We start from the raw sequence: 25545 nt of genomic DNA, 5'->3' as shown, positions 1-25545 counted from the left end.
TTTTGAACGGGTACCGGCCACGCTTCCGCTTCGCATTACGTGAGCGGGCCCTTTTACGCTTCTTTTTTCCCGCCCTTTTTCCGTCTTTTTATGGTTGGCATTCCCGCAAAAGTTGTTCTGTCGTTGCTGCTGGCGGTGCCGGCCTGCGCCACCACGCCGTCTTCGCCAGGCGCGCCGGCCGCGCCCGTGCAGCCGCCCGCGCCCGCCAAAACAGGCGTCGTTGTCGGAGCCGAGCAGTTGGAAAAGTATTTGCCGCAACTCAAAAACAAGCGCGTGGGCCTGGTTGTGAACCAAACCTCGCGCGTGGGCACTGCCTATCTGGTGGATACGCTGAAGGCGCGCGGCGTGAACATCACGGCCATTTTCGCGCCCGAGCACGGCTTCCGCGGCGAAGAGGCCGACGGCGCCACCATCAAGGACGGGCGCGATGCCCGCAGCGGCGCCCCGGTGCGCTCCGTGTATGGTAAGACCAAGAAGCCCACCCCGGAAATGCTGGCCGATGTCGACGTGCTAGTGTTTGATATTCAAGACGTGGGTGCGCGCTTCTACACCTTCATCAGCACGCTGCACTACGTGATGGAAGCCGCCGCCGAGCTAAAAAAACCCGTCATCGTGCTCGACCGCCCCAACCCCAACGGCGACCTCGTGGACGGCCCCATGCTGGAGCCCGCGCACAAATCCTTCGTCGGCCTCGACCCGCTGCCCATTGCCCACGGCCTCACCGTGGGCGAGCTGGCTCAAATGATAAATGGCGAGAAATGGCTGGCCGGCGGCCTGCGCTGTCAGCTCACGGTGGTGCCCGTGGCCGCCGGCTACACCCACGCCACCGCCTACCACCTGCCCGTGCGCCCCTCCCCCAACCTGCCCACCGACCACGCCGTGGCCCTCTACCCCAGCGTTTGCCTCTTCGAGGGCACCAACGTGAGCGTGGGCCGCGGCACGGCCACCCCCTTTGAGGTGATTGGCAGCCCCGCCCAGCCGGCTTCGCGGCCGTATTCCTTCACGCCCACCCCCAACGCAGGCTCGCCCACTCCACCCATGAAAGGCCAGCTCTGCTACGGCCTGAATCTGGCCGGCGCCGCCACCCGCGACGGCAACGGCTTGGTGTTGAAATACCTGCTCGACTTTTACCAGCAAAGCACCGATAAGCCGCATTTCTTCGGGAAATATTTCGAGGAACTTTCCGGCACCACAGCCTTACGCGACCAGATTATTGCCGGCAAGTCGGAAGCGGAAATCCGGGCCTCCTGGCAGCCGGGGCTGACGAAGTTCCGGGCGCAGCGGAAGAAATATTTGCTGTACCCGGAGCGGTAATGGGCTTTGTGCCGAAGCCGAGCAGGAAGTAAAAATGGTCATGCTGAGCGCAGCCGAAGCATCTCTACTGCTTAACTAATCCTGTCGATTGGATTGGATTGCATTGCGCGGTAGAGATGCTTCGGCTGCGCTCAACATGACGTTCTCAAAAAACATTTGAATCCCCAATGCTGAACCTCATTTTCATGGGCACGCCCGATTTTGCCGTGCCCACCCTCGAAAGCCTGCTGGCCTGGCCCGGCGGCCGGGTGGTGGCCGTCGTCACGGCGCCCGACCGGCCCGCCGGGCGCGGCCGCCAGCTCCAGGCCTCGGCCGTGAAGGTGGCGGCGGAGGCCCACGGCCTGCCCGTGCTCCAGCCCACCAATCTGAAATCGCCGGAATTTCAGGCCGAACTGAAAAGCTACGCCGCCGATTTGCAGGTGGTGGTGGCCTTCCGCATGCTGCCCGAGGCTGTGTGGAACATGCCGCGGCTGGGCTCCATCAACATCCACGCCTCGCTGCTGCCCCAGTACCGCGGCGCGGCGCCCATCAACTGGGCCCTGATGCACGGCGACCAGGAAACCGGCGTCACGTCTTTCTTCCTGCGCCACGAAATCGACACCGGCGACCTCATTCTGCAGGAGCAGGTGCCCATTGCGCCCGACGACGATTTCGGCAGCCTCTACGACAAGCTCAAAACCGTGGGCGCCGCCTTGGCTCGCCGTTCGGTAGAGGCCATTGCGGCCGGCACCGCGCCCAGCACCCCGCAGGAGCAACGCCCCGATTTGCGCCCCGCCCCCAAGCTGCAAAAGGAAACCGGCCGCCTCGATTTCGGTCGCCCGGCCGCCGAGCTGGTGAACTGGGTGCGCGGCCTCTCGCCCATTCCTACGGCCTTCGCGGCGCTGCCCGATGGCCGGCTCCTGAAAATATTCCGCGCCCAGGCCCTCCCGGCCGACGCAGCGAACCAACCCCTTGCTACGCCCGGCACCTGGGCCTCCGATGACCGCCACTACTTGCGCGTAGCCGCCGCCGATGCTTGGCTGGATTTGCTGGACGTGCAGCTCGAAGGCAAAAAGCGGATGCCCGTGGCCGAGCTACTGCGCGGCTTCAAGCTGCCGGCTTAGTATTTCCCATAGTCTACAATGAACGTCATGCCGAGCGCAGCCGAAGCATGACGTTCTGTTGATTTCTCATTCCTCTTTCAAAGAAAAACCAATGGTTTCATTCGTAGTGGCCGTGGCCGAAAACGGCGTGATTGGCGCAAAGGGCGAGCTGCCGTGGGGCCGCTTGCCCGCCGATTTGCAGCATTTCAAGCGTCTCACCGTGGGGCACCCCGTGGTGATGGGCCGCCGCACCTTCGACAGCCTCGGCCGGGCGCTGCCCAAGCGGCCCAATATCGTGGTGACGCGCCAGGCCGGCTGGGCCGCGCCCGGCTGCGAAACGGCCGCCTCCGTCCTCGCGGCCCTGGACCGGGCCCGGGAGTTGGATGAAGAAGTCTGCGTCATCGGCGGCGGCGAAATCTACAAAGAAGCCCTGCCCGCCGCCGACGTTATTTACCTCACCGAGGTGCACCACCGCTTCGAGGGCGACGCTTTTTTCCCCGCCCTCTCCCCCACCGAATGGCGCGAGGAATCCCGCGAACGCCACGAGACCGATGAGCAGCACGCCTACGCCTTCAGCTTCGTGACTTTGCGGCGGCGGTAGCGGTGAAAGGACAAATGCGTAAATGAGTAAGGGGGACGTTCAATGGCATTTGCCGTCGAACGTCCCCCTTACTCATTTACGCATTTGCCCTTTTACCGCATGAGCACCAGCTTGCCCCAGTCGTTTTTGAAGGCTTTGTCGCCGGCCGTGGTGCGGTGGCTGAACTGGCCGTTGGGGTCATCGAGGGCTACGCGGTAGAGGTAGGTGCCGTTGGCGAGGCGGTCGCCGTAGGTATCGGTGCCGTCCCAGGCGTATTCCGAGATGTTGTTGCCGATGTGCAGCGGGCCCAGCTCGCTCATAAAAATCTCGCGCACCACCCGCCCCGTGAGGCTCATAATCTGGATTTTCATGTTGTTGGGCAGTTGGTCGCCGGTCAGCGTGAACACGAAGCGGGTTTTGCCTACCACCGGATTGGGGTACGGATACACGTTGGAAATCTGCGAGGCATTCACCACTTCAAACTTCACCTGGAAATCCTGCGAGCCGGCCGAGGCGTTGCTGGGGTCGCGGCCCTGCACGCGGAGGGTGTACACGCCATCGGCCAGCGGGGCAGCCTTACCGGGCTCGAAGGTGAGCTTCGCCACGCTGCCGTTGGTGGCATCGACCGAGAAATCCACGTTGTTACCGTTCAGGTTGACCTGCGTGGGCAGGCCCACCTGGCCGGGGCTCAGCAGCGACACCGTGAACACCGACCGGTCGGTGATGTGCCGCAGCTTGTCCTCGTCGTTCAGCTGAATGTGAATGACCGGACGCGACGACACCAGCTCGCCGTTGAGGATATGGCGGCCGTCGATGGCCACGTCCAGCGTGGGCGGCACGTTGTTGTCAATCACTGTGAAGGCCGACAGGTTCAGCTCGTTGTTGAACAGGTTCACCTCCGGCTGGGCGCGTGGCGTGGGGTTCACCGTCACCTTCGCCGTGAAGGTGCCGAAGCGGCTAATCATCGGGAAGCGCACCGGAATGGTGATGGTCGAGTCGCCCTTGAGCTGGCGCGGCGCCGTCACGTACACGGGTGGCAAGGTGGTGCCGTTGACGGTGTTGCTCACCTCCACTTTGGCGCGCAGCGGTGTGTTGAAATCGAAAGGACTGACATTTTCAAACACCACCGGGAAACTCAGTTCACCCGGGTTGTACGCCTGCGCGACGAGCGTAGCCGGGCTATAAACGGTGCTGGGTGTGGCCAGGTCGCGGCGCACCACACCTTCCGGCACACCCTGGTAGGTTACAAACCACTCCTTGAGCTGCGGGGCCACGCGGTTCAGCGTGTCCTGCATGGTCATTTCGAGCTGCATGTACGGGTATTGGGACGCCAAGAACCGGCTCAGCGAATAGCCGCCCCGGCGCGGCGAGCCGGCGGGAACGTTAGCCACCAGCACAGTGCTGCGGTTCAGCGAATCGATGCCAATCAGCTTGAGCGTGTAGCTGCCGGTGGCGCCGGCGTCGCGCTGCACCCAGTGGTAGAGATTTTCCCAACTCCGGGCCGGGCCAATGCGCACCGACGTGACGGTGCCGCGCGACGAGGGCGTGCGCACCGTATCGGTCAGACTGATGGTCTGATTGTAGCGGGGCGCGGCGCCGGCCGCCGTGCTCGGCCCTGCTTCGCGGATAAGGCGTCCTCCGCTGGCACGCTTCTGCGCGAGCAGGGCAAACGGGTCGCCGTTTTGCAGTTGGTTCACCAGTTGCGAGCCCAGCAAGGTGTTGAAGGCCGAGCGCACTGCTGTGAGACTGGTCCACCGCAGGCGGTTCATGCTCACCACAGCTACGTAGGCCCCATCGGGCACAGCAGCCAGGAAGCTGGCCAGCTGGGTTTGGCGGGTGGTGCTGTTGTTTACGGTATTGGTGGTGTCCGCGGCATTCGCCGGAGTGGCAAAAGTGTAGAACAGTTGCGCTCCTTGGCCACAAGTGGCAGGCGCCGGCAGGCCAGCAATGGGGCGGAACGTGCGCTGGTCGTACACGGCAATCAGCAGGTTGGCGGTGTTGATGGCGCAGTTGGCCGCGTAGGGCGGGTTGAGCGGGTCGGTGAAGATGCCCAGGCCTGGGGCGGTGGCACCCGTAGCCGTGGCAAACGTGGCCAACGCTCCGGGTGCCAGGCCGCCGCCGCGTGTGCTCAGCACCAAGGGGTGGTTGACGGTGCTGAAGTCCCAGCGGCCCGAGGGCGCCACTTCCACGCCCTGGCGCTGGTCGCGCCGGAACTGGGCGTAGTGGCTCTGCGACCACCCGCCCGCCGTGCGGCCCTGAATGATGCGGAACGAGCTGACCACCCAGTTGGGGTCTTCGTCGCCGGCCGGCGTCTGGAAGCGCACGCGCCAGTACCACACCACACTGTCGCGCCCAGCCACCGAGGGCAGCGTGGGCCGCCAGCTCGGCGTGAGCGTGGCCGTGATTACGCCCGAAGTTTGCTTGATGGCCGCGCCGCTGTTGAAAGAAGCACTGGTATCGGCTTCAAACTCGTAGCCGCGCGAGGCGCCCAGCGGGTCGTTGGTCTGGGCCACCAGGCGGGGCCGGTTGTTGCCCACAATGGCAAACTCCACCGGGTTGAGCGGGGTGAGGCCGCCGCGCAGGAAGGTGTAGGTAATCTGGGCAGTGTTGTTGTTTTCGTTGGCCTCGGCCACTTTGTTGGCGTAGTCAATTTCGACCTGGAAAGTATTCACCCCGAACACGTTGACGCCGGTCGGGTTAGCCAGCCGGAAATCGTAGGTGGCGCTGCCCTGCGGGCCCTGCGCAAACGTCTTGGTCGTCACCGACCGGTAGGTGCCTACCGTCCGGGTCACCCGAATTTCGACCGAGTCCGTCGTGACCTTAAGGGGGTTGCTTACCCCAATCATCAGCGAGAAATCGGTCGACGCCGCCGTGACCGTGGTGGCCGGTGCCACCGGCCGGATTGAAAGCGTCGAGGTGCTCACCTGCAAATCCGGGAGCGGCGGCGCGTACAGGGCTACGGCCGGGTCGCCGTGCCACACGGTGCTCAACATCTGCTCAACCGAAATGAGGTCGTTGGGGTTGAACAAGCCGCCCGCGTTTTGCAGGCGGCGCACGGTTTCGTTGTACACCGTCGGAATCGACTTGCCGTACCAGCTGGGGTCGTTGAGGAGTAGCTGCAACATCTGGTCTTTGGCCACATCCAGGTAGGCGTCGTACCCTTCCCCGCTGGCGCCCATGCACCCGATGGCTCCTTTATTGGCGCTAAAAAGCCAGCTTTCGAAATACGTTGGGCTGTTGCCGGTGAACAGGTTGGCCGAGGCGCAGCCATCGATAAATATCACCGGGTATCTGCCGGGGTTGTTGTAGTTCGGGTTCGAATCCGGAGTGCCAAAGTCCAAGCTGAACGCCGTCGGCGAGCCGTGCCCGAAGTAGCTAATCAGCCCCAGACCCGTCGAGAGATAGGGCGAAATGTCGGCCGGTACCAGCAACGAATTGCCCGTTGGGTTCACAATAGTGCGCTCAATGGTTGCCACCACTTTCCCGCCAAACAAGGGCCGCTCCACATACCGCTTATAATTGTCGAGGTACGAGCGGAACTGCGTGAACTCGCTCGGCCCCGTGCCACCGGCCAGGTGCAGCACGTTTTTGCGCCAGGGTTGGTCGCCCGACAGGTCATACTCGCGCAGCTTGTTCAGGTATATCATCACCTGGGCCGGGGTAGTCACCGTGAGGCGGCCCGTGCTGAGCTGGGCCACAAAGTTGTTGTTGACGTAGTCGGCCGTCAACATATTGTCCGATACCGACCGGGAAGAGGTTGGCACCAAATCCAACCCTCGTTCGCCCAGGCCCCGGTTCAGGCCGGCCGTGCCGGAAATAAAACGCCCCCCGCCCGCGCTGGGCTGCAAGCCTTTGCCCAACAGCAAGAGGTAGCGGGGCCGGCCCGCGGTGTTGGCGGCGGCCATCCAACGCGCAAAGTGGCGCATGGCCAGCCACGACCGGTCGCCGTAGGTGAATTGGTCGTAGAGTTGGTGGGCCGTCACCATCAGGGTGTCGTAGCGCGGCACGCCGGGCATGCCGGGGTTGGCGCGGTACGAGGCATAGGCCAGGGCCGCGTTCTGGGTGCCCGGCGCCGGCTTCATCAGCTGCGGATGGGTGATAATGATGAAGTTGGGCTGAGCCGGGTTGATGACGCGGAAATTGATTCGCCGCGCCGGCAGCGGCGGCCGGGCAGCCGCACTTTCCTCGGCCAGCAGCAGCTTATGGGTGGCGCTGGCGTTGGCGTCGGGAAACACGAAGCGCCGCCGCGTGCCGGTGGTGGTGCTCAACACGCGCTGCACATTGTAAAGGTCCTGCACATCAAAGCCCACCGTGGTGGCCGGAATGGAATCCGTTTCAAACTCGTAGGTGGCCGGGCCGGCCAGCGTTGAATCGTTTTGAAACAGCACGCTGTGGCGGTTGCGGAACCACCGGTTGGCCTGCGGCACAATGTAGCGCGCATAGCACATGTAGTAGTTGTCGCCGGCCACGGCCGAAGCATCCAGCCGATGCGCCACCGTCAGGCCGTTGTTGAAAACGTCGGAGCGTTGCAAAGGAAAGGTTTGGCGGTAGCGGCCGCGGCCTGTCCACCGCATCACGCCCAGCGTGCGGTAGGTGCCCGCCGCCGACTTGACCCTGATTTCGGCCGCGTGGCTGCCAGCATCGGGTGCGAACAGGGCAATTTCCACCGTTGGGGTGGGGCCGGTGGGGGCCACGGCCTGCACCAGCGAATCGGTTCGCTCGTCCGTGGTGCCGCCACCGAAGAAGCCCTCGCCCGACTCCACCCAAGGCAAGTAGTTCAGCAAAACCGGAGGCGTTTCAATGAAGTAGTATGTTCTCAGGTTCAGCTGGTTGTGCAGGCGGTGCGGGTGCACCGTGCCGCCGGCTGCGGTGGGCTGGGCCATGTGCCGGGCCGTGGTACCGGCGCGCCAGGTAATGAAGTAGCTGGCCGTGTCGGTGTAAAAGCTGTAGTACATGTGGGGCTGGTCCGAGGGTTGCTTGTAGAGCTCCCCATCGAGGCGTCCATCGTTGTGGATGGCATAAAACTCCAGAAACGACGTGGCATCCAGCGTGTTCTGGTTGCCGCCCACGTAAGAGGCAATCTCGCGGCCACGCCGCCAGATTTGCAACTGGCTGGGCGCCACACCCGAAATACCGGCCTGCGTCAGGTACTGGTAATCGAGCTTGTAGAGGCCGTCTTTGACGATTTTGACCTTGTAATAGGTCTGGCCGGGCACAATCCACTCGTTGCCCACCGGGCCCGACTGTGCCCAAGCCGGGGCCACGCCCAGCCCCAGAAACAGGACCATCAGCCCTAAAGCCAACTGCCGCAACGACTGCAAGTAGTTTTTAAGCATAACAATAACTAAATGGTAGAGAATCAATTTACTTCCTGGCACGCAGATTTGATGCGTTGGTAGCCGTCGGGTCCTTTACTTGAAGCCGTAGCCCAGCGACACAATCAGCGAGTTGGTTTGCGAAGTGCTGCCCAGCTTCTCCACAGCCAGGCGCGAGAGCGCCAAATCGACGCGCAGGCCGCTGATGGCCACGCCGGCGCCCAGGCTGTACTGGCCTTTCCAGTTGCTGTCGTAGTTGCCGTTGGCGTTTTTGGTGAAGCTCTGGATTTTCTGGTAGTTGCCCACGCCGCCGCGCAGAAACACCAGATTTTTATAGCCCAGCTCCAGGCCCACGCGCGGGTCCACGCTCACGGCCTTGCTCGACACCAGGGTGTTGCGCTGCCCGTCGGTAGTGGCTTCAAAATCGGCGGCCAGCAGGGCCGAGAACTGCTTGGGCAGCTCTACGCGGCGCCCCACGCCCAGCACGAAGCGCGGCAGCGTGATTTCGGCGCTGTTGGTGGGCACGGCGTCCACGCCGTTGGCGGCGGTGTTGTTGATGCCTTTCTGGTACTCGTCGGCGTTGATGGTCCACTGCGTGAAGGTGGTGGTGATGTCGCGCGCCATCAGGCCCAGGTTCCAGCCTTTGTGGTTGTACTGCAGGCCCGCGTCGATGCCGAAGCCGTAGCCGTGGGCGAAGCTGCCGATGTTGCGGTAGATAATTTTGGCGTTAGCGCCCACGCTAAGGCCCTCCACTTTCTCGATTTTGCGGGCGTAGGAGAGCAGCAGCGCATAATCGGCCACCGAGAAGTAGGTGATTTTGTCGTAATGCACGCCACCATACTCGTCGAGCAGGGCGCGGGTGTCGGCAATGTTATCCACGCCCAGGCGCATCAGGCTCACGCCAATGGCGCTTTTGCTGTCGAGCGGCGTGGAGAAGGCGGCGTAGTCGTTCTTCACCACCCCCGAAAATAGCTCGGAGTGCATCAGCACGCCGTCGTATTTGCGGGTTTGGTTGGCCAGGCCGGCGGGGTTCCAGTAGCCGGCGGTGGCGTCGTCGGCCAGGCTTACCTGCACCTTGCCCATGCCCAGGGCGCGGGCCCCCACGCCAAGGTTGAGAAATTCGTTGCTGTATTTGGGCGTTTTGGTTTGCGCGGCGGCGGGCAGCGCCAGCGCAACCGTGGCACCGATGACCAGCAGCCCGCGGGCGGCAGAGGAGAATTGGGACATAAAAGAAGGTAAATGGAGGTTTCGCGCCGTCGCAACGCAAGTTACTCCAAGTTAGTGCGTCTGGCCTGCGAATTTCGGGCCAATAACTCATTCGTGCCGGGCCAGCCAACCTACGACGAATCGAAGCCGGCGGCCTGACCAATTCTTCTGCCCCATCTAATCATCGGTAGGCGGGCTTTAGCCGGCAATCTGGCCTCGTCAGGCCGCGGCAACCATTAGGACATCAACATTTAACAAAAATTTTATTCCTGATAATCAACAGGTAGTAAAATTTTAGGTTGATAAGTAGTGAATTATTTATCCAGTACCTTGCGTTACAAAGTACCTACCATACATTTGTACTGTTCGTCACCCACTAGTCAACCAACCCGCCCATGAAACTCGAGAACACCCAGGTTCAGATGCGCAAGGGAATCCTTGAGTTCTGCATCCTGGAAATCATCGCCCGCGGCGAAGCCTACGCCTCCGACATGCTGGAGGAGCTGACTTCGGCCCGCATGATAGTGGTGGAGGGCACGCTCTACCCGCTGCTGACCCGCCTCAAGAATGCTGCCCTCCTGGACTATGTCTGGAAGGAAAGCACCAGCGGCCCGCCCCGCAAATACTACACCCTCACCGATGACGGGCGGAAATTCCTGGAGGAGTTGCGCGACACTTGGGAGGAAATGGCCACCTCGGTGGGCATCATCCGCCACAGCCGGCCGCCGGGCGACAGTCGTTAATCTGCCTCTTTTTCTGCTTCACTCACCAGCATTCAATCGGCCCGTTCGGCCTTCTTTCACATGAAAAAGAACATCAGTATCAACCTGCAAGGCATCATCTTCCACATCGAGGAAGACGGTTTTGAAGTCCTGGGCCGCTACTTGGCCGAGGTGAAAGCCCACTTTGCCAACTACCGCGGCCATGAGGACATCGTGGCCGACATCGAGGGCCGCATTGCCGAGCTGTTCGCGGCCCGCCTCTCGCCCCTGCAGCAGGTCATCAGCCTCGACGACGTGAACGCCATGATGGCCAAAATGGGCCGCGTGAGCGACTTCGCCCCCGACGCCGACGAAGACGACGAAGTGGCCGAAACCGCGGAAGCCTCGGCCACTGGCGGCACCTTCGGCCCCAACGGTCCTTTCGGGCCCCAGGGCACGTTCGGCAAAGAGGGTCCTTTCGGCCCCAAAGGCGCCTTTGGAGAGGGCTTCAATAAAGCCCCCGGCGAGGCCACGGCCGAAACCGGCGAGCCCAAGCGCCTGTACCGCGACATGGCCAACCGCAAGGTGGCGGGCGTAGCCGCCGGCATCGCCCAGTACTTCGCTGTGAACCCACTCTGGATTCGCCTGGCGCTGGTGTTCGGCACCATCTCGCTGCCGGCAGTCAACATCTGGTCGCGCCACAATGCGCGGGTCGATTTCGGCGGCTGGGTGGTGCTGGGCTACATCATCCTCTGGATTTTGCTGCCCAAGCGCTACGACGCCCCCGCCCACCCCGAGGCCCTGCTGAACACGGGCCCGCTGGCCGGCCGCCGCTTGTTTCGCGACACCGGCGCGGGCAAAGTGGCCGGCGTGGGCGCCGGCCTGGCCGCCTACTTCAACATCGACGTGACGCTGGTGCGGGTGCTCTTGCTGGCCGGCCTGTTTGCCGGAGGCTTCACCTTCCTGCTCTACATTATATTATGGATAGTATTGCCCGAGGCCAAGACGGTCTCGGACAAGCTCCGTATGCGCGGCGACGACATCACGCTGGAAAAATTTGACAGCAGCGCCCGCAGCAACGCCTTCGCCGACGGCCCCATGACCACCAACCGCCCCGTGGGCGCCTTCGTGGAGGACGCCGCCCGGGGCCTGCGCCCGGCCGTGAACTTCGTGGGCTCGGCCATTCGCATCGCGGCGGGCGTCATCCTCACCACCGGCGGCTTTGCGCTGTTGCTCATGCTGGCCATCATGCTGGGCGCGGGCATTGGCCTGATTCCCAACTCCGAAAACATTGTGGCCGGCGACGTGCCCGCCCACGTGCTGCTGAATGGCATTCCGGCCTGGGGGCTGCTGGCGGGCTTTCTGACGGCGGGCATCCCGGCCCTGTGGATGCTGCTGGGCGGGCTCAACCTGCTGTTTAAGCGCACATTGGTGCCCCGCACCGTGGGCCTGTCCCTGCTGGGGCTGTGGCTGCTGAGCATCGTGGGCCTCACCATGACCATTGCCCGCCAGAGCCGGCAGTACCAGTACGATGCCGAAGTGGAGCAGCTGGAGCGCTACCCCAAGCTCACCGCCCCGGTGGTGATGCTGGACTCGCGCCACGTGGACCGCGAGTGGGACCAGCACGTGAATGTGAACCTCGCCGCCACCGACAGCGGCAATGTGGTGGAAGTGCTGCGCACCATGGGCGCCAAAGGCCCCAACGAAGCCACCGCCCGCCGCACCGCCCTCACCACCATCGACTACACGGTGCGGCCCAGTGGCGACTCCTCGCTGGTGTTTGATGACCATTTCTCCTTCCTGCCCGGCGCCTCGTTCCGCAAGCAGGAGCTGGCCCTCACCATCCGCCTGCCCCGCGACCGCACCTTCCGCATCAGCCGCGACTTTGCCTACGACATCCTCGACGAAGACGACTTTGCCCGGAATGAGCGCCCCGAAGACCCCGAGCAGCACCGCTACCGCCTGCGCGGCAACAAGTTGGAGTGCATTGGCTGCAGCGACGAAGAACTGGGCATCGACCTGCAAAAGGAAGACTCCGACACCAACATCACCATCGACGCCGATGACAACAGCGACAACGAGGGCGACAACCGCGACGAAGACGACAGCAACGGCAAAAGCGGCCTCACCCTTAACTACGGCGGCGCCCCTTCCTTTGACACCGACCTGAACAGCTACCGCGGCGGCCGCCGCAGCTTCGACGAAACCGGCTTCAACCGGGTGAGCGTGGTGGGCGGCTACCGCGTGGTGGTGCGCCACAGCGACGCCTTTAAGATTGAGGCCGCCGGCAATGAGGGCGTGCTCAGCGACATCCGCCTGGAGCGCGACGGCGACGAGCTGCAAATCAAGTCCCGCAACAACACCTCGCTCTTCGGCCGCAAGTGGAACAACGACGACAAGAAAGTCCTCATTGTCATCGACATGCCCAACATCGAAAGCCTGGAGCTGGCCGGCTCGGTGCAGGCCGACCTCGGCGGCTTCGAGCGCCAGGAAGAGCTGCGCATTGAGCAGGCCGGCGCCAGCCACCTGCGCCTCAACGGCGACTACGGCACCCTGAAGATGGAGCAGGCCGGCGCCTGCCGCACCACCGCCACCGGCCGCGCCGACGTGCTGGACCTCGACGCCGCCGGCGCCTGCGAGCTGGCCGGCGCCAACCTGCAAACCCGCACCGCCACCGTATCGGTAGCCGGCGTGTGCAAGGCCCGCGTCAATGTGACCGAGCGCATCAAGGGCGAAGCCGTGGGCGCCAGCGAAATCGCCTACAGCGGCAGCCCCAAAAGCGTCGACCTGGATTCGACCGGCCCGTCGAGCGTGAAACGGCTGTAAAAAGTCAGACGAGTACCCCGAAGCTCCGCCTCGGCCCGGGCGAACGATTTGGACGCGAGTCGAAGCAGAGCTTCAGGGTACAGTTTCCGCCAACCCAAACCACTTCAAGCCAAAATTTTCTGGGTTAATAAATTAATCCCAGGCAACGCTCTCCCCGTAAACCGCATCTATCCCCCCGAAACCAAGAAGTCAGGCCTAGTTTGGTGAGTGAACGACGCCTCCTTCCGGAGCCAGCCCTTTGGCCGCCCCCTGCTGCAACAGGAAGGCCATGGCTGGCTCCATTTCGTTTGTAATGATGCCATCCAGAATGGCTTCCATCACGGCCTCCTTCAGCTCGCCCACCTGGCGCGAGGGCTTCAGCCCAAAGGTTTCCATGATGATTTCGCCGGTGATGACCGGGCGGAAGCTGCGAAGGTGGTCCTTTTCTTCAACCTCCTTCAGCTTTTCCTCTACCTGGGTGAAATTGCGCAGGTACCGCTCCTTTTTCGTGTGGTCCTTGCTGGTGATGTCGGCCCGGCACAGCAGCATCAGCCGGTCGATGTCCTCGCCGGCCTCGAAGAGCAGGCGGCGCACGGCCGAATCGGTCACGGTTTCCTTCACCAGCGCGATGGGGCGCAGGTGCAGCCGCACCAGCTTCTGCACCATGCGCATCTCCTCGCCCAGCGGCAGTTTCAGGTCGGTGAAGATGCCGGGCACCCAGCGCGCGCCCTTGTCCTCGTGCCCGTGGAAGGTCCAGCCCACGTTGGGGAAGTAGCGCTTGGTGGCGGGCTTGGCGATGTCGTGCAGAATGGCGGCCCAGCGCAGCCACAGGTCGCCACCGGCATTGGCCACGTTATCGAGCACCTGCAGGGTATGGTAGAAGTTGTCCTTGTGGGCGTGGTTGCCCACTTTTTCAACGCCGTGCAGCAGCGCCATCTTCGGAAAGATGAGCTGTAGCAGCCCGGTCTGAAACAGCAGCTTGAATCCGTAGCTCGGCGTGGGCGACTCAATAATCTTGTTCAGCTCGACCGTAATCCGCTCCTGAGACACAATCTTTATCCGGTCCTTGTTCCGAATGATGGCGTCGAACGTATCGGGCTCAATATCAAAGTTGAGCTGCGAGGCAAAGCGCACGGCGCGCATCATGCGCAGCGGGTCGTCGGAGAACGTCACATCGGGCCCCAGCGGCGTGCGGATGGTTTTGCTGGCCAAATCATTCATGCCCTCGTAGCGGTCCACCAGCTCACCAAAGTTCTCGGGGTTCAGGCTGAGGCCGAGGGCGTTGATGGTGAAGTCGCGGCGGGCCAAATCCTCTTCCAGTGTGCCGGCTTCCACTTCGGGCTTGCGGCTTTCGGCGCGGTAGCTTTCCTTGCGGGCGCCCACAAACTCAATGTCGCCGGCCTCCTTGGTGGGCAGCATGGCCGTGCCGAAGTTCTTGAACACCTGCACCCGGCCCCGGCCTTTCAGCTTCTGGCCCACGGCCTGCGCCAGCGCAATGCCGTCGCCCACGGTCACAACGTCAATGTCCTTGCTCTCCCGGCCTAGGGCCAAGTCCCGCACGTAGCCGCCGATGACGTAGGCGGGCTGGTTCAATTCAGCCGCCGCTTCGGCGATGGTGCGGAAAATGGGCAGCTCGGGCAGTTGGGGCGTGTTCATGGCCGCAAAGGTCGTAAAAGAAACAACTACCGGGCACTGCCCCACGAGGGCACCGCGCCCGCCGAAGCGGCGCAGACCGGCCTGAGCCAGGCCGCGCTTCGGCTGCGGTTTTCACCGCTCCATCCATTTGGTTCGCGGTTTCGGGTGCGGCCGTTTGGGCAAGAAGGCTAACGGGCCGAAGTTTACCTTCACAACGACGCCCGTTCCAAGCTTCTCCCCTATGCTCCTCTCCTTTCTCTTTTCGCTGCCGAGCACGGCCCCGGCCGTTCGCGGCACCTTGGGTATTCACATTGCGGCGGGCACGTTGGCCCTGCTGGTTGGCCTCATTCCCATGCTGGGCCGCAAGGGCGGGCCGGTGCACGTCCGGGCCGGGCGCATCTACACCTATAGTATGGTAGTGGTGGCCGCCACGGCGGTGCTGCTATGCCTGCTGCAGCCGCTCACGCTGGGCCGCCTGTTCCTGACCGGGGTGGCCATTCTCAGCTTCTACCTCAGCTTCAGCGGCTGGCGGGCGGCCCGCCGCCACAGCAGCACGCTGCTGCCGGCCGATGTGGCGCTGGCGGTAGCGGCCACGCTGGTGGGACTGGGCATGGTGGTGGCCGGCATCTGGCTGCAGGCGGTGCTATTCGCTTTTTTCGGGGGCCTGATTTGCGTGTTTGCGGGCCTGGATGCCTGGCACGGGCTGCGCCCGGCCGTGGCCGCCCCCATGCCGTGGCTGTTCCGACATTTCATCCGCATGGGCGGCTCCTACATTTCGGCCACCACGGCGTTTGTGGTCGTGAACCTGGGGCGCTGGCTGCCGGCCGGGGCGCCATCCTGGGCCGGACTGGTGGGCTGGATTGCCCCGAGCATCATCGGCGGCCTGCTCATCCGGGCCACCGTGCGGCGCTACAAAGCCAAAGCCCGAACGGCGCGGGGCGGCGCCGCGGCCGCCGCAGTGGCCGCGCTGTTCCTGCTGAGCCTGCCGGCGGCCGCACAGTCCGCTGCCAGCCGCCAGCTCAGCGGCCAGTTTACCGACGAAGCCGGCCAGGCCCTGCCCTATGCCACCGTGGGCGTAGTGGGCAAGGGCGTGGGCACCGTGGCCGATGCACAGGGCCGGTTCCAGCTGGCCCTGCCCGCCACCGTGGCCGCTGCCGACACCGTGCGCTTTGCCCTGCTCGGCTACGCCAGCCGGGCCTCGGCCGTGGCAGCCCTGCCCGCCGGGCCCCTGGCCGTGGCGCTTCGCCCGGCCGCCGTGGCCCTGGCCGCCGTCACCGTCCAAGCCCGCGGCCTCGATACCGTTCGCATTGGCAACCCGCACTACCGCACGCGCCTGCAAACCAATTTCGCCCTTGGCACGCAGCCGGGCCTGAACGTGGGCTCCGAGATTGGACGCGTGTTTCAGCTGCCCCGGCGCGGCGCCTGGCTCAGGCAATTTGAGTTCATCCTGAGCGCCAACGACTTTGACACCGTGCAGTTTCGCATCAACATTTACCAGCTACGGCACGGCGTGCCCGGTCCGGCGCTGTTGCGCCAGCCCATCTACCGGCAGGTAGTGGGGAAAGGAGCCCGGCGGGTGCGCATCGATTTGCAGGCCGAACCCTTGTTTGCCGAAGATGCCGTGGCGGTGGCCGTGGAATGGGTCAGCCACTCGCGGCAGGGCCAGCGGCTGGCGCTGCCCCTGCTCATGCCCGCCTTCGCCACGCATCTCTACCGCTACGGCGCGGCCAATTCCTGGAAGCGCTTTGCCTCCATGAGCACCGCCATGGAGCTGGAAGTACTGGCCGTCCGCTGAGGCGGCTACTCGCGCACCACTTCCAGCTTGCCGCCAGCGCCCAGCCGCACCACGCGGGAGGGCGCCGTGCGCGTGGCATCGTCCTGCCGCCAGTTCGCCACGTGGTCGGCCCCGCGCACGATGGCTGCATCCACCTCGGAGTACACCGCCGGCGTGGGCTCGCCGGCTTTGTTGGCCGAAGTTGAAACCAGGCCGTGGCCCAGCCGCCGCACCACCTTGTGGCAGAACTCGTCCTTGGTCACGCGCAGGCCCACGGTGCCGTCCGGGGCCACCAGCTCGGGCGCTATGGCCTTGCTGGCGGGCAGGATGTAAGTGGTCGGCCGCGTATCGGCGGCAATCATGGCTTCTAGCTCGGCCGGCACGTCGGCGGCGTAGCGCTGCAGCATGGCCCAGTCAGCCACCAGCACGATGCTGGGCTTGCCGGCCTCGCGGCCCTTTAGCTTATAGAGCTTCTGCACGGCCGGAGGCGCTTCGGCGTCGCAGCCCAGGCCCCACACGGTATCGGTGGGGTAAAGAATGACTTGCTGGAGCAAAAGGGCATCGACAGCGGCATCTACTTCTTGTTGAAAACGGTTCATGGCGAAAATTGTAGCGTGGACTCTGCGAGTCCGCGCATGGCAGAAAATGAATGGTTGCGCAAGCGATGCGCGGACTCGCAGAGTCCGCGCTACAAGCTCTGGCAAAGTTCTACCAATACGCCGGCCGCGCTCTTGGGATGCACGAAGCACACTAGCTTGTTATCGGCCCCGTGCTTGGGTTCTTCATTCAAGAGAACAAACCCCTCCCCTTTCAGCCGCGCCATCTCGGCCCAGATGTCGTCGACCTCAAACGCGACGTGGTGGATACCTTCGGGCTTCTTGCTCAGGAATTTCGTGATGGCGCTATCCGGCGAAGTGCCGGCCAGCAGCTCAATCTTCGAGCCGCCCACCTGAAAGAAAACGGTATCGACGGCCTCGCTGGCCACGTGCTCCTTCTTATAAGGGGCCGCGCCCAGTAGCGTGGTGTAGAGGGCCGTAGCGGCTTCGAGGTCGTGCACGGCCAGGCCGAGGTGTTCGAGGTTGGTGAGCATGAGCGGAATTGAGAATTGAAAAAGGCAGCCTGCGGACCACTGACGCGGAAAATGCGCGGTTTCGCCGAGCATTTCGGCCCGGCGCCGAAAGTCGGCGCATTTCCTTATTTAGATTGTATCTACTTTTGTGGGACCAAAGAAAACTGATTGGCCCCGAACCGTGTTCTAGGCAGGTATCGGCTTCTTGCTGGTTTCCCATTTGTCACTACTGCTGCGCTCCATGCTCAAGCTCCCTATTTACCTCGATAACAACGCCACCACGCCGCTCGACCCGCGCGTGCTGGAGGCCATGATGCCTTACCTGACCGATGTGTTCGGCAACGCGGCTTCCCGCAACCACCCCTTCGGCTGGGCCGCCGAGGAAGGCGTGGACTACTCGCGTGAGCAAATCGCCAAGCTCATCAACTGCGACGCCAAGGAAATCATCTTCACCTCGGGCGCTACCGAGTCCGATAACCTGGGCATCAAGGGCGTGTTCGAGATGTACAGCCAGAAAGGCAACCACGTCATCACTGCCACCACCGAGCACAAAGCCGTGCTCGATACCTGCAAGCACATCGAGAAGCTCGGCGGCAAGGTAACCTACCTGCCCGTCGATGAAAAAGGCCTCATCAGCCTCGCCGACCTCGAAGCCGCCATGACGCCCCAGACCATTCTGGTGACCATCATGTACGGCAACAACGAAACGGGCACCATCCAGCCCATCCGCGAAATCGCCCGCATTGCCCACGCCCACGGCGCCCTGTTCATGACGGACGGCACCCAGGCCGTTGGTAAAATCCCCGTTGACGTCATCGCCGATGGCATCGACATCATGGCCTTCACGGCCCACAAAATGTACGGCCCGAAAGGCGTGGGCGCCCTCTACGTGCGCCGCAAGAACCCGCGCGTGAAAGTGACCGCCCAAATGGACGGCGGCGGCCACGAGCGCGGCATGCGCTCGGGCACCCTCAACGTGCCCGGCATCGTGGGCCTGGGTAAGGCCTGTGAGCTGGCCCGCCTCGAGATGGAAGCCGACACCGCTCGCTTGAGCGCCATGCGCGACCGCCTCGAAAAGGAGCTCACCACGCTGGAAGAAAGCTACATCAACGGCTCGGTGGAACACCGCCTGCCGCACGTAACGAACATCAGCTTCAAGTACGTAGAAGGCGAAGGCCTGATGATGGGCGTGAAGGACCTGGCCGTATCATCGGGCTCGGCCTGTACCTCGGCCTCGCTGGAGCCCAGCTACGTGCTCAAGGCCCTGGGTCTGAGCGACGACCTGGCCCACAGCAGCCTGCGCTTCGGTCTGAGCCGTTTCACCACCGACGAGCAAATCGACTACGCCATCGGCCACGTAAAAGAAGCCGTGACCAAGCTCCGCGAAATGTCGCCCCTGTGGGAGATGTTCAAGGAAGGCGTCGACTTGAGCAAAATCGAGTGGGCGGAACACTAGGAATTAATTATGAATTAGAAATTATGAATTATGAATTGCGGCTTAGGGCGCGTTCTGATTCTGGGTTTCAATTCATAATTCATAATTGTTAATTCATAATTTTAAGCAAAGCGCCAAATGGCTTACTCCGATAAGGTAATCGACCACTACAGCAACCCCCGCAACGTGGGCACGCTGGACAAAAGCAAGAAAAACGTAGGCACCGGCCTCGTGGGCGCCCCTGAGTGCGGCGACGTGATGCGCCTGCAAATTGAGGTGGACGAAGCCACCAACACCATCACCGACGCCAAATTCAAGACGTTCGGCTGCGGCTCGGCCATTGCCTCGTCGTCGCTCGCGACGGAGTGGCTGAAAGGCAAAACCGTGGACGAGGCCCTGGCCATCGACAACATGGAGATTGTGGAGGAGCTGGCCCTGCCGCCCGTGAAAATCCACTGCTCGGTGCTGGCTGAGGATGCCATCAAATCGGCCATCTCGGACTACCGCGTGAAAAACGGCCTGCCCGCGCTGGAGCTGTCGCACCACTAATCAAAGGGCGAATTGTTGAATGGCTGAATGGGTGAATGACCTCTGGTTATTTGCTCCATTCAGCCATTTACTTATTTACCCATTCACTCATTGATTCAATGGACGAATTTGACATTGCCCGGCTGGAGCGCGAGATTCGGCAGTACCTGGGTTTGGAGCCCGCGCAGTTGCAGTTTGAGTTTCGGGAGCTGGAAGGCCAGACGCGGCTGGACCTGATTACGGTGAACCCGCGCCACCAGCAGAGCTTCCTGTTTCGCTACGAAACCGGGCGTGATAAGGTGGAATGCCTGGAGAAAATGCTGGCGTACGTGAAGCGGTTCCGCGATACGGAAAGCTCCTACACGGTGCAGTGGAGTGCCCGCGACGACCGGGAACTGCACACCTCCTATTTCCGGGCGCACAATGTGTACGAGGCGCTGGATAAGCTCTATTTTGGGCGCGACCTGAACACCATTACGGTATTTAGCCTGGTGCTGAATCCGAGCTCGTAGGGGCCGGAATGAAATAGTTGGGGGGCTGGCGAACAAAGAATTTGGCCGCCTTGTTTATAATATGTCTAAATTGCGGGTCCATTCGGCTTGCTTCTAAGCCCGAGTGTCCCCGCTCCTACTGCCATGATTACCGTTTCGGATAAAGCCAAAGAAAAAGTATCGCGCCTGATGAGCGACGCGCACTTGGATGAAACCTACCGCCTGCGCGCCTCGGTGGCCGGCGGTGGCTGCTCGGGCCTGAGCTATAAGCTGGACTTCGACAACGAAGTGCGGCCCATGGACCAGGAATTTGAGGACAAGGGTGTGCGCGTGGTGGTGGATATGAAAAGCTTCCTCTACTTGGCTGGCACCGAGCTGGACTTCTCCGATGGCCTCAACGGCAAGGGCTTCCAGTTCAACAATCCCAACGCCTCGCGCGAGTGCGGCTGCGGCGAAAGCTTCTCGGTCTAAACCACGAATTGGCTATACCGAACTTCGTTTCGCTCCGATTTTTCGGATTACACAAATTTTGCAGCTGGCCACTTATGCCAGGTTGCGTAGCAGAAAGGCCACCCATTCGGGTGGCCTTTTGTTTTAGAATAACAGAAGAGGGATACACTAGCCAAAGATTTCCTACTGATTCAGCAGTAGCAAGAGCATTAAAAAAGGCCACCCGAATGGGTGGCCTTTTTTGTTTGCAATACGCCCACAAAATCCGTGGAATCCGAAAAATCCGAGCGCATCCGTGGTCTATTGCTTCTCAAACTTCTGCACGCTCCGGCCAGCCGACGTCTGCAGTTCGATGAAATACAGGCCGACGGGCAGTGCTTCCACGTTTACCTGGGCCGTGCCGGCTTCGGTGGTGCCTTGCAACAAGGCCTGGCCCAACTGGTTGAGCACGCGGTAGGGCGTGGCTGCATCGGTGATGAAGCTCAGGCTGCTGCGGGTCGGGTTGGGGTAGAGCAGCACTTTGGTGGTTTCGCCGGTGCCGGTGAGGGACACCACCGGCGAGAAGGCCACCGTGCCGTCGTGGTCGACCTGGCGCAGGCGGTAGTAGAGCGCGGCGGCGGGGGCCGTTTGGTCGAGCATGGCGTAGGCGGTGGCTTTGCTGCTGTTGCCTTGCGCCTTGGTGGTAGCCACGGTCACGAAGTCCTGGGCGTTGAGGCTGCGCTGCACTTCAAACCGGTCGGCGTTCTTTTCGGTGGCGGTGGTCCACTGCACGGCCACGGCCTTGCCGCTCTGGCGCTGGGCGCCGAAGCTGCTCAGCTGCACGGGAAGGGGGTTGACGGCCTGAAGGACGTTGACGTTGGAAATGTCGTCGGTCCCACCGAAGGTGAAGTCGGAGAAACCACTGAAGCTGCCCGACGTGAGGGTGCCCGCAGAAGCTGCGCCGCCCGCGCCGTTGTCGGGACCGGTGCTGGCGTTGGTAGTGGCTCGGCCAATGTTGACCCAACCGCCGCTGGTACCTCCGTCGCGCTTGGCAATGACCAGCGAAGTATTGCTGGGGTTGTTGATGTAATCGTCGGGGCCGAACGTCAGCGTGATGTTGCCGGTGAAGCCCGACGATGCATTGGAGGTATTCACCGTATAGAAGCGCTTGGTCGAGACGCGCGTGAGGTCCGGCAGAGCTCCACCTGTTGCGAGGTTACGGCCGGTATTGCCCTCGGTCTGGAAAGCGGTGTAGGTGGCCGCGCCAGTTTGCGCAGTGGCAGTGAGGGTGAGCGGACGGTAGAAGGTACCACTGCCGATGGGAAACACCGTGGAGCGGGCGCCGGAGGCGGTAGCACGCGCCAGCGGGCCATTCACGAAGCTGGTGGCGCTACCGCCGGTGATGGAGGCACCTTGGTAAAGAGTGAGCAGGTTGGCAGAAGTGGTTGCCACGTTGCCGCTGGTCAGGACCAAGTTGTTTTCAACCTGGGCGGCGCCAATGACAGATACTACGTCGTTGTTGTTCACCGTCAGGCTATAGTAGTTGCCAGCGCCCAACGAAGCGACCGGACCGATAAACACCGGCTTGCCAACGGCGCTGCCCCAACCAGTGGCAACACGGATGCCGTCGATATCGAAAACGGGGGTGGTAGCATCTTGGCGCAGGGCAACGGCGTTGAGGCTGCCAGCGGCGATGCTGTTGCTTTCGCTCAGCGGCCCAATGGTGGGCGTGGGCTCTATAAACGGAGCAGCGGCGCTGAGCACGAACAAGCTGGCTTGGTCGGTCCCCCCGGGGTTGGTTATGTACTTCACCACCACCAAGTAGTTTTGGCCGGCGGTGTAGGAGAACGGCGTGTAGGCGGTAGCCACCGTCGTGTTGGTATTGTTGGCCGATACACTCAGGCCGAAAGCAAACCGGCCGTTCGACGACCCGTTGCCATCCGACTTAGTGAAGACGGCCCCGCGGAATACAGGAGCAGTGGCGCTGGGCTGGGTATTATCCAAGAAGTGCAGGAAATAGCCGTCAAAATCGATACCAACCTTAACCACGGCGGAGAGGTAGAGCGTGGTGCTGCCCGCTGGCGTAGTAAAGGAACGGTTAATGTCTTCCTCGCCCAATGAGGTGGCGTGGTTGCTGCCCGTGCCAGCCGTGCCCACCGGGTAGTCGGCGAAGGTGAGGTTGCCAGGGTCGACCGAAATGGGGCTCGTCCCGCTGCTGTGTACGGTCCAGCCGTTGTTTTTGAGCAGGGCGTTAGCGGGGTAGTTAATGTCGTCTTCCAGCAGCAACGTGCCAGCTTGGTTGGCCGGCACCGGCGGCACGGCCGTGGTGAAGGCGGCGGTGCCGGGTGCGCTGGTCAGGTAATTTTCGGCCCCGGCCACGTTGAGGTCGTTGTAGGCGTAGGACTCCACCGTGTAGGCGGTGGTGCTGGCCAAACCGGTCACGGTGAAAGGGCCGGCGCTGGCGTCGGCCAGCACCACAAAGTTGCTGGGACCGGCGAGGGCGCCGCTGCCGTAGGTCTGGCTAGCAGTGTATGTGGTGCCATCGGTGGGTGCTATAGCGGCGGCGGCGGTGGGCCGCACCACTACCAAACGCTTGGCACCAGCGCCACCGCTTAGGGTCACCTCCACGGAAGTGGTCGTGATGGCAGCCACGCTCACAGTAGGCTGGGGGGCGGCAGGCTCGGTGGCCAGGGCCTTCCCGGTAAGGCTGATGATGTAAGTGCCCTCGTTGGAATCGTTGTTGAAAATGGTAAGCGTCGCGGTTTGGGTGCCGGCCGAAGTGGGGGCAAACCGTACCACCAGTGGCGCGGTAGAATTGGTGCCCACAGAGGTGGGCAGCGGCGAGGTCTGGATGCTGAAGGCGCCACCCGCGTTGTTGGTCAGGGTAATGTTGGAGATGTTGAGTGCGGCGGTTCCAGTGTTGGCTATGGTGAAGGTGGCGTCGGTGGACGTGTTGACCACCATATTACCAAAGGCGAAGCTGCCGCCTGAAGCAATGGAAGCGCCTTGAATCACATCGATTTCGGGGGAAGGAACCGCTGCGGTTACATAGCCCGACAGCGTCACGTTGTCCTGCCTCCAGGTGCTGGTGGAGCCACTGGCATTGTATCCATAAATGCGGAACGTGACCCCGGTCGCATTCTGAATGGAGTTGAAGGTCGCGCCGAGCGTAACGGTTTGCGTGGTGAGGGTAGCGCTGGTGTTGCCGGTCGCTACCGCCGAGGCGTAGTTGTCCAAGCTAGACCGCACTTCGTAGGCAGTTGGGCCGCTGGCAGAAGAGCGGAGTTCATCGAATTCCAGCGTGGTTAGCGCCGCCTGATATCCGGGGTTGGGCGTGAAGGTGAAGGCAACGTATTTAGTGGGGTCAATGCTGGCGGAGGAAGGCCAGTTGCTGGCATTGAACACGCCCGACGTGTTGTTGCCGGTCACGCCGCTGCGCGTAAAATCGCTGCCCGCCACGTTAGCAGCCTTGGTGGTGGGGGTCACATCGGGAGGGCTGCCCGGGAAGTTATAAACGAGCAGGGCCACCGGCGGGCCCAGCGTCGTAGTGAAGCTCACCGTGCCCAACGGCGTGAGGAGGTAGTTCTCGAAGCCCGTGGCGCTGCCCACGTTATAGGCATACACCTCGGCTACGTAGGCCGTGGTGCTGCTGAGGCCGGTGACGGTGGCCGTGGTGGCGGTGCCGGCGAGCACGACGTAGTTGCCGGCCCCCGTGATGCTGGTGGTGCCGGTGTTGCCGAAGGCCAGGTTAGCAGAGTACGTGGTGCGGTCGGTGGGGCCCACGGCCGGGGTGCTGGCGGCGCGCACCACCAGCAGGCGGCGGGTGCCGTCGCCGCCGCTCACCGTGAGGGTAACCGTGCTGGTGCCGGGCGTACCGGCCGTCACCGTGGGGGCGGCCGTGGGTTCGGCCACCACCGTGCCGCTCACCGTGCGGTCGCGGGCGGTAGCGCCGGTGCTGCGGATTTGCAGGTTGGTGCCCAGGCTGGCGGTGGGCAGGGCGCCCGTGAGGCGCAACAGCACCGTCGTGGTCGACACCGAGCCGGCCCCGCCCAGGGTCTGAGCCGTGGTGAAGTAGTTGCTGCCGTTGTCGAGGGATACTTCGTAGCCCGCGGGCGGCGTGATGACGATGCCCGCGGTGAGGTTGACCGCGCTTACGGTGATGGACTGCGCGGCCGAAACCACACCGGCCAGCGTGTTGAAAGCGGAGAAGGAGCCCGTGGCCGTAATGTTCGGCGTGGGAGCGGCGGGCGTGGCCGAGGCCGTGGCCCCGTTGCTGTACCCGGCGCCATTCGTCACGAAAGCTTTAAAATTGTAGAGCGTGCCGTTGGTCAGGTTGGTGACGGTGGCGCTGGTGCCGGTGCCGTCGTACACCACAAACTGGCCGCCGCCCAGGTCCGTGCCGCTGCCAAAGGCGGCATTGGCCGTGAAGGTGCCGCTGGGCGTCGCCGTGATGGTGCCTGTGCTGGCCACCACCACCGTGCGGCCGTAGCAGGTGGTGGGGTTGGTCCAAGCCAGGGCGGCTTGGGCGTTGCCGGCCGTGGCCGCGAAGCCGGTAACGTTGTTGGTGGCGTAGTTTACCACCGTCAGGTCGGAAACGTTGTCGCCGCCCGTGGTGGCGGGGCTGCTGGCATCTACTCGAATGCGGTAGGTGCTGCCCGAAGCTACGCTGCTGGGGATGGTGGCGTTGAGGCTGAGCGCCGAGCCGCTGGCTGTGCTCGCCAGCGTGCCAATGGCGGTGGTGCCGAGGTAGGCTGTGTATACGTTGCCCGTGGTGAAGGTGCCGGATGGCGTGAAGCCGACGGCGAATGTTTGCGAGCCGGAATTGCCCACGCAAAAGGTCGAGCCGGCGATGGTGGGCGCGGAAATGCTGTTGGCGGCAGCGGCAGCAGTGCCTTCGACAAGGATGTTGTCAATATTCGAGTTACCTGTATTTGCAACAGTGTTGGAGCCGCCAGTCACACGAATGTTTGAGGTCATGACCCACCGCAAGTACACCAACGTAGTCGCCGATTGATTCTCAACCGCTGCGGGTAGGGATACTTGGTTTAGAACGCCGCCGGTATAGTTGTTTTCAACAACGATTGATGTTGCGCCTGCAACGTCTGTCCACGCCGAGCTAGTGCCTCCAACTTGGTATTGAAGCTTGAAATCACGCGGCCCAGTGTTGGAGCTACGCTGTTC

Annotated in this window: 16 protein-coding genes; 10 read left to right on the top strand and 6 right to left on the bottom strand. The window is 62.8% G+C overall.

Annotation, left to right across the window (positions count from 1 at the left end):
• The first annotated feature begins 90 nt into the window (after positions 1-90).
• The 3 genes from Q5H92_RS04500 to Q5H92_RS04490 all read left to right on the top strand — a co-directional run bounded on the left by Q5H92_RS04500 (position 91) and on the right by Q5H92_RS04490 (position 2997).
• Positions 91-1314, top strand: coding sequence for an exo-beta-N-acetylmuramidase NamZ family protein (locus Q5H92_RS04500; RefSeq protein WP_305010298.1), 1224 nt, complete (start codon positions 91-93; stop codon positions 1312-1314).
• Between the two features lie 167 nt (positions 1315-1481).
• Positions 1482-2417: a methionyl-tRNA formyltransferase gene (gene fmt / locus Q5H92_RS04495; protein WP_305010297.1), complete on the top strand. Its 936-nt coding sequence runs from the start codon at positions 1482-1484 to the stop codon at positions 2415-2417.
• 91 nt (positions 2418-2508) lie between these two features.
• Entirely contained in the window at positions 2509-2997 is a 489-nt protein-coding gene (locus Q5H92_RS04490) for a dihydrofolate reductase (RefSeq protein WP_305010296.1), read from the top strand.
• Positions 2998-3089: 92 nt separating this feature from the next.
• On the opposite strand, the gene porU2 is transcribed toward Q5H92_RS04490, so the two are convergent.
• Together porU2 and Q5H92_RS04480 are read right to left on the bottom strand one after the other, a co-directional pair.
• Complete coding sequence (gene porU2 / locus Q5H92_RS04485) at positions 3090-8312, bottom strand: putative type IX secretion system sortase PorU2 (protein WP_305010295.1); 5223 nt, start codon at positions 8310-8312, stop codon at positions 3090-3092.
• A gap of 75 nt (positions 8313-8387) precedes the next feature.
• Positions 8388-9518, bottom strand: a complete 1131-nt coding sequence (locus Q5H92_RS04480) for a putative type IX sorting system protein PorV2 (RefSeq protein ID WP_305010294.1) — start codon at positions 9516-9518, stop codon at positions 8388-8390.
• A gap of 374 nt (positions 9519-9892) precedes the next feature.
• Here Q5H92_RS04480 and Q5H92_RS04475 point away from each other — a divergent pair, with 374 nt between their 5' ends.
• Together Q5H92_RS04475 and Q5H92_RS04470 are read left to right on the top strand one after the other, a co-directional pair.
• Positions 9893-10240 (top strand): PadR family transcriptional regulator, encoded by a 348-nt coding sequence (locus Q5H92_RS04475; protein WP_305010293.1) that lies wholly within the window; start codon positions 9893-9895, stop codon positions 10238-10240.
• 60 nt (positions 10241-10300) lie between these two features.
• The gene (locus Q5H92_RS04470; protein WP_305010292.1) at positions 10301-13024 is read left to right on the top strand and encodes a PspC domain-containing protein; all 2724 of its coding nucleotides are present in this window, start codon (positions 10301-10303) and stop codon (positions 13022-13024) included.
• A 195-nt stretch (positions 13025-13219) separates the two neighbouring features.
• On the opposite strand, the gene Q5H92_RS04465 is transcribed toward Q5H92_RS04470, so the two are convergent.
• Positions 13220-14659 carry a CCA tRNA nucleotidyltransferase gene (locus Q5H92_RS04465; RefSeq protein ID WP_305010291.1) on the bottom strand — a complete coding sequence of 480 codons (1440 nt, stop codon included), beginning with the start codon at positions 14657-14659 and terminating at the stop codon, positions 13220-13222.
• Between the two features lie 220 nt (positions 14660-14879).
• On the opposite strand from Q5H92_RS04465, the gene Q5H92_RS04460 reads away from it, so the two are divergent.
• Positions 14880-16433, top strand: coding sequence for a carboxypeptidase-like regulatory domain-containing protein (locus Q5H92_RS04460; protein ID WP_305010290.1), 1554 nt, complete (start codon positions 14880-14882; stop codon positions 16431-16433).
• Between the two features lie 5 nt (positions 16434-16438).
• Here the strand turns inward: Q5H92_RS04460 and Q5H92_RS04455 are convergent, their stop codons facing one another.
• Together Q5H92_RS04455 and mce are read right to left on the bottom strand one after the other, a co-directional pair.
• On the bottom strand, positions 16439-17011 hold the full coding sequence (locus Q5H92_RS04455) for an L-threonylcarbamoyladenylate synthase (protein WP_305010289.1): 573 nt from the start codon (positions 17009-17011) through the stop codon (positions 16439-16441).
• 89 nt (positions 17012-17100) lie between these two features.
• Complete coding sequence (gene mce / locus Q5H92_RS04450) at positions 17101-17502, bottom strand: methylmalonyl-CoA epimerase (protein ID WP_305010288.1); 402 nt, start codon at positions 17500-17502, stop codon at positions 17101-17103.
• A 220-nt stretch (positions 17503-17722) separates the two neighbouring features.
• Between mce and Q5H92_RS04445 the strand changes: the two genes are divergently transcribed.
• The 4 genes from Q5H92_RS04445 to Q5H92_RS04430 all read left to right on the top strand — a co-directional run bounded on the left by Q5H92_RS04445 (position 17723) and on the right by Q5H92_RS04430 (position 20406).
• Positions 17723-18937, top strand: a complete 1215-nt coding sequence (locus Q5H92_RS04445) for an IscS subfamily cysteine desulfurase (RefSeq protein WP_305010287.1) — start codon at positions 17723-17725, stop codon at positions 18935-18937.
• 117 nt (positions 18938-19054) lie between these two features.
• On the top strand, positions 19055-19465 hold the full coding sequence (gene iscU / locus Q5H92_RS04440) for a Fe-S cluster assembly scaffold IscU (RefSeq protein ID WP_190923982.1): 411 nt from the start codon (positions 19055-19057) through the stop codon (positions 19463-19465).
• A 98-nt stretch (positions 19466-19563) separates the two neighbouring features.
• Entirely contained in the window at positions 19564-19956 is a 393-nt protein-coding gene (locus Q5H92_RS04435) for a hypothetical protein (RefSeq protein WP_305010286.1), read from the top strand.
• A gap of 123 nt (positions 19957-20079) precedes the next feature.
• Entirely contained in the window at positions 20080-20406 is a 327-nt protein-coding gene (locus Q5H92_RS04430; protein WP_241934475.1) for a HesB/IscA family protein, read from the top strand.
• A 279-nt stretch (positions 20407-20685) separates the two neighbouring features.
• On the opposite strand, the gene Q5H92_RS04425 is transcribed toward Q5H92_RS04430, so the two are convergent.
• Complete coding sequence (locus tag Q5H92_RS04425) at positions 20686-25341, bottom strand: choice-of-anchor D domain-containing protein (protein WP_305010285.1); 4656 nt, start codon at positions 25339-25341, stop codon at positions 20686-20688.
• Positions 25342-25545 lie beyond the last annotated feature (204 nt).

This window comes from Hymenobacter mellowenesis, from assembly GCF_030581005.1.
GTDB lineage: Bacteria > Bacteroidota > Bacteroidia > Cytophagales > Hymenobacteraceae > Hymenobacter > Hymenobacter mellowenesis.
This window is presented reverse-complemented; position numbering and strand designations above follow the sequence as displayed.

What these genes read in the sequence shown, in the direction of transcription:
- Q5H92_RS04465 (WP_305010291.1), bottom strand. Translation starts at nt 14,659, where the DNA reads ATGAACACGCCCCAACTGCCCGAGCTGCCCATTTTCCGCACCATCGCC.
- Q5H92_RS04500 (WP_305010298.1), top strand. Translation starts at nt 91, where the DNA reads ATGGTTGGCATTCCCGCAAAAGTTGTTCTGTCGTTGCTGCTGGCGGTG.
- Q5H92_RS04475 (WP_305010293.1), top strand. Translation starts at nt 9,893, where the DNA reads ATGAAACTCGAGAACACCCAGGTTCAGATGCGCAAGGGAATCCTTGAG.
- fmt (WP_305010297.1), top strand. Translation starts at nt 1,482, where the DNA reads ATGCTGAACCTCATTTTCATGGGCACGCCCGATTTTGCCGTGCCCACC.
- mce (WP_305010288.1), bottom strand. Translation starts at nt 17,502, where the DNA reads ATGCTCACCAACCTCGAACACCTCGGCCTGGCCGTGCACGACCTCGAA.
- Q5H92_RS04425 (WP_305010285.1), bottom strand. Translation starts at nt 25,341, where the DNA reads ATGACCTCAAACATTCGTGTGACTGGCGGCTCCAACACTGTTGCAAAT.
- Q5H92_RS04435 (WP_305010286.1), top strand. Translation starts at nt 19,564, where the DNA reads ATGGACGAATTTGACATTGCCCGGCTGGAGCGCGAGATTCGGCAGTAC.
- iscU (WP_190923982.1), top strand. Translation starts at nt 19,055, where the DNA reads ATGGCTTACTCCGATAAGGTAATCGACCACTACAGCAACCCCCGCAAC.
- porU2 (WP_305010295.1), bottom strand. Translation starts at nt 8,312, where the DNA reads ATGCTTAAAAACTACTTGCAGTCGTTGCGGCAGTTGGCTTTAGGGCTG.
- Q5H92_RS04470 (WP_305010292.1), top strand. Translation starts at nt 10,301, where the DNA reads ATGAAAAAGAACATCAGTATCAACCTGCAAGGCATCATCTTCCACATC.
- Q5H92_RS04480 (WP_305010294.1), bottom strand. Translation starts at nt 9,518, where the DNA reads ATGTCCCAATTCTCCTCTGCCGCCCGCGGGCTGCTGGTCATCGGTGCC.
- Q5H92_RS04460 (WP_305010290.1), top strand. Translation starts at nt 14,880, where the DNA reads ATGCTCCTCTCCTTTCTCTTTTCGCTGCCGAGCACGGCCCCGGCCGTT.
- Q5H92_RS04445 (WP_305010287.1), top strand. Translation starts at nt 17,723, where the DNA reads ATGCTCAAGCTCCCTATTTACCTCGATAACAACGCCACCACGCCGCTC.
- Q5H92_RS04455 (WP_305010289.1), bottom strand. Translation starts at nt 17,011, where the DNA reads ATGAACCGTTTTCAACAAGAAGTAGATGCCGCTGTCGATGCCCTTTTG.
- Q5H92_RS04430 (WP_241934475.1), top strand. Translation starts at nt 20,080, where the DNA reads ATGATTACCGTTTCGGATAAAGCCAAAGAAAAAGTATCGCGCCTGATG.
- Q5H92_RS04490 (WP_305010296.1), top strand. Translation starts at nt 2,509, where the DNA reads ATGGTTTCATTCGTAGTGGCCGTGGCCGAAAACGGCGTGATTGGCGCA.